Origin of the sequence: Enterobacter cloacae complex sp. P14RS (assembly GCF_014895895.1) — a bacterium.
Lineage (GTDB): Bacteria > Pseudomonadota > Gammaproteobacteria > Enterobacterales > Enterobacteriaceae > Enterobacter > Enterobacter bugandensis.
This window is the reverse complement of the sequence record NZ_JADBQM010000046.1, coordinates 1-1,544: the sequence shown is the minus strand read 5'-3', so window position 1 is coordinate 1,544 and position 1,544 is coordinate 1. Positions and strand designations below refer to the sequence as shown.

The window sequence follows — 1,544 nt, the reverse complement described above, 5'->3', positions numbered from 1 at the left end:
GTTAATAATTAGATCGCTAATGGATTTTTCTCTTTTTTCTAATGATAATAATTCTTCATCGAGAGACTCAGGTTTGGATTTGATAAATCCACCTTCACCGTTCTCAATGGTAATTATATTATCACAAATAGGGCAATTACATTTAATATCTTGGGTAAGGCCAATTTTTTCATTAGCCAAATGAATTGCTTTTATTTTCTTTATGTCATTAATATAATCGTTTTTAAGTCTAATGTATTGATCTTTTTTTAAATTTATTTCTTCAATGCTTCTTACGATCATTTTTATTTTTAGGTTGAATTCTGAATGGTACGATTTAAACTGATTGTAATTGTCAGAGTTTGCCATCATACTACTATTTAATGAGTGAAGCTCAATGTTCAACGAATCATAGATTAAATCACATTCTTCTATTGCATCATCAATTGATGGGATGCTTTCATAACCTGTCTCTCGCAAAAACTCCGAAACATGTTCATACTTTTTACGCAAGTTGTTTAATTCAGATCTTTTATCTGATATTTGTTGCTCAATATCGGATATGTCAGTGTCTAGTACGTTATATATATATTTGAAAACTTCTTTAGTATACGTATATTTAGCCCAGTCAGTCATTCCCAAGAGAGACTTGCTTCCCATATCATCTTGATTGACGTAGGAATATTTAATGATATTTCTGAAGCTTAACCGCTTAAATTGACTAGTCACCTGAGTGGGTGACACTTTTAATTTTAATTTGGGGAAATTTAATGCATCCATTAAGAAATCAGAAAAGAATCCATCTGGGGCATTGTTATTAGAGAAGTTAGGAGCATATTTTCTAGAAATGAATGCTTCTCTCCTCTCGAAAGGACACTGATAGACCTCAATGAAATTTTGTGGTTTGTAAATATCTCTAACTATGGTATAGGCAGAATCATTTATTATAACCTCTAACGCCGCATAATTAACAGATGATATAATCTCATCGGCCAACTCTATTTTACTGGCGCCAAGTAAATAGTTAATAAACTCTAAAATACTAGATTTTCCTGTGTCTGAATCACCATGTATAATATTTAATCCATCTTCAAACTTGACAATGTAATTCTTACGTACACCAACAAGGATTAATCGTTCAATTCTTAAATAGGATTTCATTTTGACACCTTGAATACTTCATTCAGAATGGAATTTAATTTACTGGAGGTTAGTGATTTTATTTTATCCAGTGATTTGGTATAAGCTTTCACTGAGTTAAAGTATTCGCCGCCAAACTGCTCGTAAGCGCGTTCACCCTCAGTTGTTAAACTAAAATAAGTTGCACCATCAGACTTTGTTACACGAAGCCATCCCAGTATCGACACTTTTTTCAAAAGTGTTTTTATTTTTGGAGTGCTGAAAAGAATATCAACGTTTAATGATAGACTTTTAATTGTATAAGTTTCTGTCATATCAATGGATGTGTTTTGTTTACCTGCCAAAATCATTACAGCCTCAAGTTTTGACGGGTTTTTAATCAAATATAAAAATATTTGAATTTTATTTCTATCCAACAATAGAAC

At 31.5% G+C, this 1,544-nt stretch carries 1 protein-coding gene and 1 pseudogene; both read right to left on the bottom strand.

Features of this window, described 5'->3' with window-relative positions; translation table 11 throughout:
- A pseudogene (locus IM295_RS22930) lies at positions 1-1,140 on the bottom strand (AAA family ATPase); the annotation flags it as partial.
- Positions 1,137-1,544 (bottom strand): ABC-three component system middle component 4 (locus IM295_RS22925; RefSeq protein ID WP_193067368.1); only part of this gene is annotated, 408 nt, incomplete at its 5' end. The pseudogene IM295_RS22930 and the gene IM295_RS22925, both read right to left, overlap by 4 nt.